The organism is candidate division WOR-3 bacterium (assembly GCA_026418155.1).
GTDB lineage: Bacteria > Hydrothermota > Tepidihabitantia > Tepidihabitantales > CAIPLT01 > JAOABV01.
Map to the genome: position 1 here is coordinate 1 of JAOABV010000078.1, position 5,814 is coordinate 5,814.

Here is a 5,814-nt window from a genome sequence, read left to right on the forward strand (position 1 = left end):
GTGGCATTAGTTGGTGGAAAAACTTCTGAGTCTTTGCAAAGACTGACCGGAACTAATGATTTAATTACTTTTGTTACGCTGGGTTATATTTTTATTGGGTTTCTCAATATGGCATTATGGGCAATGGGATTTTCCTTAAGAAAAGAACAATATTGGGGAACCTTGGAATCAGTTTTTGCCGCACCTGTGCCCAGATGGGTTTTCGCCTTGGGAATGGCTTTACATTCAACACTTCATCAAGGATTAATGATTTTCTTTCAGTTATTAGTAATCAATTTAATATTTAAATTAACCATAAACCCATCAGGTATTTTACCCTCACTAATTATTGTCGGTTTGATGTTAATTGCATTATATGGATTTGGAATGATGATTGCAAGTTTAACCTTAATCCTCAAGCAAGGATGGTTAGTCTCCGAAGCGCTGTCCGGAATTATGATGGTAATCACACCAATTGCTTATCCATTAGCGGTTTTACCGGTTTTTATGCAAAAAGCATCGTTGTTCTTGCCGACAACTTATGGAGTAATGACCGTGCGCCATTTTCTCATTGGTGAAAATATGCAGTTTTCTGTAGCCTCGGCTTTTATCCGGCTTATAATTTTAGGAGTCGTGTGGGTTGGGTTTGGGCTTTTGGTTTTCGAAATCATCGACCGTCGAACTCGACGCACCGGCACAATTGCACATTACTAATTCAAACTACAAAGTCAAAAATGCAAAATGACATATCAAAAAGTCCTACAATGCAGTTTATATTCTGCGTTACATTTTGATTTTTGATATTTGATTTTTAATTTCATATGATTGGTATTACCATCGGTGACCCTTCAGGTATTGGACCGGAAATTGTGCTCAAAGCAATCTCGACGAAATCGTTGCCAAAAGATAAACTCATAATTATCGGCAATAGAAAACTTTTAGAAAATTTACCAAAAAAGATTCTGCATAATGCTAAAAATATTTTGCCATCACTGATAGAATGTAAGGTTATCGATGCTTTTGAAAATTTCAGTTATGAATTTGGTAAACCTCAGAAAAAGTGTGGCATTGCTTCGCTTTTACAATTAAATCTTGCCATCCATTTATTAAAAGTCGGCGAAATTAAAGGAATAGTCACAGCACCGGTATCCAAAACTGCTTTATCATTAGCAGGATTTTTGTTTCCTGGCCAGACTGAATATTTTGCCCGAGAATTTGGTGTTGATAAACATGGTATGCTTGCTTGGTCAAAAGAACTAAAAATTATTCTGGTAACAATCCATCATCCATTAAAAGATGTGCCTAAATTAATTACTAAAGAGAATGTGTTAGAAAAAATAATTCTCTTAAATAACTATCTAAACCATTATGAAAAGATTAAAAGCCCTAAAATTGGGGTATTTTCTCTAAATCCTCACGCATTTGAGTTCACTTGTGGTGCTGAATATAGTATTGTCAAGGCAATCAAACAGGCACAGAAACAAGGTATCAAAGTATATGGTCCGATTCCTGCGGACAGCATCTTTGCGGACAGATGTAAGCGAACCGCGATAAATGGTTATGTTGCAATGTATCATGACCAAGGAATGTTGCCCGTGAAACTTTTGTCTCAAGGAACCGGAGTCAATGTAACATTGGGCTTACCTTTTATCCGTTCTTCGCCATTGCACGGAGTTGCATTTGATATTGCGGGTCAAGGTATTGCTAATCCTCGGGCGATGTACAATGCAATCACATTGTGTTTGAATCTAACCAAGTAGAATTACTTGCCTTATAATAAATAATAAATTATAATTATTCTATGCGACATATATATTTAGACAATCATTCAGGAACCAAAATTGACGACCGGGTCTTGAAGGCAATGTTTCCTTATTTCACAGAATATTATGGCAACGCCCAGAGTATGCATTCTTTAGGTGCAAAGTCCTATGAAGCAATTCAAAAAGCCCGTGAGCAAGTAGCAGATTTGATTGGTGCGAATAGTTCAGAAATTTATTTTACTTCTTGCGGTTCAGAATCAAATAATCTGGCAATTAAAGGTGTTGCCGAAGCCTATAAATCTAAAGGCAAACATATTATTGTTTCCAGCATTGAACATTTTTCTGTGCTCTATTCTGCTCGACGCTTAGAACAATCGGGTTTTGCTATTACTTATCTGCCGGTTGATAAATATGGATTAGTCTCACCTGATGATTTAAGGCAAGCAATTAGAGATGATACGATTTTAATTTCAATTCAGCATGCTAACCCGGAAATCGGCACAATTCAATCAATTGCAGAATTAACTAAAATTGCCAAAGAGAAAAATGTTTTATTTCATACTGATGCAATTGCAACTGTTGGCACAATTTTGGTTGATGTTAATAAATTAGGGGTTGATTTATTAAGTTTGTCTGGTTCGCAATTCTATGGTCCTAAAGGTGCATCTGCACTTTATATTAGAAAAGGTATAAGAATTATTCCCCAGATTGATGGTGGCATTCAAGAAGCTGGTCGCAGAGCAGGAACAGAAAATGTGCCGGCAATTGTCGGCTTAGGCAAAGCATCGGAAATTGCTAAACAGGAACTTGGGACTAATTATAATAAAATGCTTAAATTAAGAAACCGATTAATTAACGAACTACCAGAAAAGATCGAATATATTTATCTAAATGGACATCCAGATAAGCGACTGCCCAATAATGTCAATTTTTCTGTTGAGTTTATTGAAGGTGAAGGAATGCTGTTATTTTTGGATGAGAAAGGAATCTATTTAACCAGCGGTTCGGCTTGCACTTCTAAAGCACTTAAGATGTCACATATCTTATCGGCAATTAAAGTTGAGCCAGCTATTGCCCAAGGTTCAATTACTATGACCCTTTCCAAATATAATACCGATGAAGACATTGATTATCTATTGCAAGAATTACCACCAATTGTAAAAAAATTACGAGACCTCTCGCCACTCTATGCTTATTTTCTAAAAACCGGCAAAAGACAAGAGGCTGGCCCAGGAACTGACTATGAACATCATCATGAACAAACAGAATAAACCACGAAATGACTTAGAATCTTATTTGTTAATATTAGATTACCGGATAATTTATGTGGTTAAAGTAGAGATGATATGAAAGATAAAATGACCATTATTCTGTTTTCCGGTGATTTCGATAAAGCAATCGCCGCATTTACCTTAGCAACAACCGCGGCTGCCAGCGGAATGGAGGTTTCAATATTTTTTACTTATTGGGGGCTGAATGTGCTTAAGCGGACTACTTTTACAATATCTAAATCGCAGAATTTTATTCAGCGGTTATTTAATATTATATCGCCCGCAAAATTGCCATTATCAAAACTAAATATGTTCGGATTAGGTCCTTGGGTTATGAAAAAATTAATGAAAAAGACCAAGGTCGCATCATTAGAAGATTTGATGAAACTGGCTAAAGAACTTGGGGTAAAATATATTGCCTGCACCACAAGTTGTAGTGTTTTAGGATTAGATAGAAAAAACTTAATTGACGAGATTGATGAATTTGCTGGTGCCTCAACCTATTTAGCCGAAGCCAAAGATTCAAAGATAAACTTATTTATATAATATGTAGAAAAAAATGAAAGCAGATAGAACATTAGATTGTATTGGACTTTTTTGTCCGATGCCGATTATTAAAACCAAACAAGAACTGGAAACAATGAAATCCGGTGAAATTTTAGAGATTTTTGCTGATGACCCAGGATTTGAAAAAGATTTATTTCATTGGTGCCAAATGACCGGTAATGAGTGTTTAGGTATTGAAAAAGAGGGCAATGTTATTAAAGGATATGTAAAAAAGAAATAACCCCTATTGGCTTAATTGGCTCAAAATTTACATTGACATTACACCACTATCCAATTACACTAAACTGATTATGAAGAAAAGTATACCCGACTACATTTATAAGTTATTTTGGGATTTTAATAAGTCTGATGTTGATATTAACCGACACGCTAACTTTATAATTAGGCGGGTGTTAGATTACGGCGAATGCAAAGCAATAAATTGGCTGCGCCAAACCTATTCTGACGAATTAATTAAAAATGTTATTAATAATAAACGAGGACTATTAGATAAGACATTGATCTTCTGGAGAACATACTATAAACAAAGGACTGAGAATGTTTGAACAAGTTTTATCAGAAAAAACAAGAAAATTACTTTTTACTATTAATGATGAGATTAATAAATACGATTTTTATTTAGGTGGAGGAAGTGGCTTAGCATTATATATCGGACACCGAGTTTCTGAAGATTTGGATTTTTTTACACTCAAAGATTTTAAACCCGAACAACTTGCGCGTTATCTTGAAACTAATTATCAATATCAGGAAGTATCTGTTAGTTCAGTAACTTTACACTGCACCATTAACGAAGTCAAAGTTTCTTTTATGCGATATTTGGTTCCATTATTTTACCCATTAACCGATTTTGCCAAGATAAAGGTTGCTGATTGGCGCGACATTTTAGCAGAAAAATTCAAAACGCTATCGCAACGTGGTAGTAAAAAAGATTTTTATGACATTTACTGTTGTTATCTTTATAATAAGTTAAATATTGGTGAAGGCATAAAATTTCTCAAACATCGTTTTAAGAAAACTGAGATAAACTATTATCATATTCTTAAAAGTCTTGTTTATTTTGAAGATGCGGACCAAGAACCAGAATTAATGTTAATAAAACCAGTGCCTTGGCAAACAGTAAAAGATTTCTTTATCAGGAATATCCGGGAGTTCGAAAAACATCTTTTAGAAGAGGAAAGCTTAGAGTGAATTTATGTGAATAAAATCCGCACACTATAAGAGCATTAAAATTATATTATATTCATATATTATTATATTCATATAAATACTATTGCAAGTCTGCAAGGCAAAGTCTACTAATGACGCGAGATGAGAGTTAAAATCGTCAATCTAACTGAGGAAAATTTATTGGATGCTCCACAATGGGACGCTCACCCTGTCAGTTGTAAATATTGTATTTATTGGGAATATCCTGAAGAATGCATTGACCCTAAAAAAGAGATATAAGAACAAATGTTAAAAAAGAAATTAAATTGGTTAAATAATACAATGAGAGTATTTGGTAATTGTGGAATGATAGTGTATATAAATAGAAAATCTGTCGGATATGCTCAATATGCACCTTCAGCCCATTTACCAAAATCATCAGATTATCCTTCAGGACCACCGAGTGCAGATGCGGTCTTAATTTCGTGTATTTTCATCCCTCAAAAAGAATTCAGAGGTATCGGCATTGGAAGCATACTCTTATAAAAAATTATTGATGATTTAAGACGCAGAAAAGTAAAAGCAGTTGAGACTTTTGCCCGAAAAGGCAGTCCGGAAAATCCATCTGGACCTATTGAGTTTTACTTAAGAAATAACTTTAAGATACATAAAGACGATAAAGAATTTCCGCTGATGAGATTAGAACTATGGTTATAATTCCAAAACGTAGGTTGAATTGTAAAAAAAACAAAATTAATGAGAAATCTATGAAAATATAAGAAGGAAGAGAAAAACAAATAATTGATAGATTATCCTCATGTCAGTACAATGCAAAGAATGAAGATTGAAAAAATGCAAAAGAATGAATGTTTGATGAAACATTTTTTTGATAAGCAAGAACACAAATCCGAGCTTATAATCAATAAAGCAAAGTACCAATATAAATGCTTTATAACTCGTTCACTCACAGGCATAGGTAATTAAAATGACACCGAGAGAATATATAGAAGATAAAAGAAAATATATAGAAGATATAAAAAACAGGCAATTAAATTCGGATAGAGAGTTTATTTTGGATTCTTTAACAG

General features: G+C 34.1%; 9 protein-coding genes. All 9 read left to right on the plus strand.

All coding sequences use genetic code 11. The features are described 5' to 3' along the window. On the plus strand, window positions 1–693 hold a 693-nt coding region (locus tag N2201_07160), incomplete at its 5' end, for an ABC transporter permease (protein MCX7785977.1). 107 nt (window positions 694–800) lie between these two features. Then, window positions 801–1,739, plus strand: a complete 939-nt coding sequence (pdxA, locus tag N2201_07165; protein ID MCX7785978.1) for a 4-hydroxythreonine-4-phosphate dehydrogenase PdxA — start codon at window positions 801–803, stop codon at window positions 1,737–1,739. Between the two features lie 41 nt (window positions 1,740–1,780). Then, on the plus strand, window positions 1,781–3,013 hold the full coding sequence (locus tag N2201_07170) for a cysteine desulfurase (protein ID MCX7785979.1): 1,233 nt from the start codon (window positions 1,781–1,783) through the stop codon (window positions 3,011–3,013). A 75-nt stretch (window positions 3,014–3,088) separates the two neighbouring features. Continuing rightward, the gene (locus N2201_07175) at window positions 3,089–3,559 is read left to right on the plus strand and encodes a DsrE/DsrF/DrsH-like family protein (protein MCX7785980.1); all 471 of its coding nucleotides are present in this window, start codon (window positions 3,089–3,091) and stop codon (window positions 3,557–3,559) included. Window positions 3,560–3,572: 13 nt separating this feature from the next. Then, the gene (locus N2201_07180; GenBank protein MCX7785981.1) at window positions 3,573–3,800 is read left to right on the plus strand and encodes a sulfurtransferase TusA family protein; all 228 of its coding nucleotides are present in this window, start codon (window positions 3,573–3,575) and stop codon (window positions 3,798–3,800) included. Window positions 3,801–3,870: 70 nt separating this feature from the next. Beyond that, entirely contained in the window at window positions 3,871–4,125 is a 255-nt protein-coding gene (locus N2201_07185; GenBank protein ID MCX7785982.1) for a hypothetical protein, read from the plus strand. After that, the gene (locus tag N2201_07190) at window positions 4,118–4,768 is read left to right on the plus strand and encodes a nucleotidyl transferase AbiEii/AbiGii toxin family protein (protein MCX7785983.1); all 651 of its coding nucleotides are present in this window, start codon (window positions 4,118–4,120) and stop codon (window positions 4,766–4,768) included. Before N2201_07185 ends, N2201_07190 begins: the two co-directional genes overlap by 8 nt. 120 nt (window positions 4,769–4,888) lie before the next feature. Further along, window positions 4,889–5,026, plus strand: a complete 138-nt coding sequence (locus N2201_07195) for a hypothetical protein (protein MCX7785984.1) — start codon at window positions 4,889–4,891, stop codon at window positions 5,024–5,026. A gap of 6 nt (window positions 5,027–5,032) precedes the next feature. Then, window positions 5,033–5,272, plus strand: coding sequence for a hypothetical protein (locus N2201_07200; protein ID MCX7785985.1), 240 nt, complete (start codon window positions 5,033–5,035; stop codon window positions 5,270–5,272). Window positions 5,273–5,814 lie beyond the last annotated feature (542 nt).

Coding starts and splice junctions, on each gene's coding strand:
- pdxA (MCX7785978.1), top strand. CDS start 801: ATGATTGGTATTACCATCGGTGACCCTTCAGGTATTGGACCGGAAATT.
- N2201_07170 (MCX7785979.1), top strand. CDS start 1,781: ATGCGACATATATATTTAGACAATCATTCAGGAACCAAAATTGACGAC.
- N2201_07175 (MCX7785980.1), top strand. CDS start 3,089: ATGAAAGATAAAATGACCATTATTCTGTTTTCCGGTGATTTCGATAAA.
- N2201_07180 (MCX7785981.1), top strand. CDS start 3,573: ATGAAAGCAGATAGAACATTAGATTGTATTGGACTTTTTTGTCCGATG.
- N2201_07185 (MCX7785982.1), top strand. CDS start 3,871: ATGAAGAAAAGTATACCCGACTACATTTATAAGTTATTTTGGGATTTT.
- N2201_07190 (MCX7785983.1), top strand. CDS start 4,118: ATGTTTGAACAAGTTTTATCAGAAAAAACAAGAAAATTACTTTTTACT.
- N2201_07195 (MCX7785984.1), top strand. CDS start 4,889: ATGAGAGTTAAAATCGTCAATCTAACTGAGGAAAATTTATTGGATGCT.
- N2201_07200 (MCX7785985.1), top strand. CDS start 5,033: ATGTTAAAAAAGAAATTAAATTGGTTAAATAATACAATGAGAGTATTT.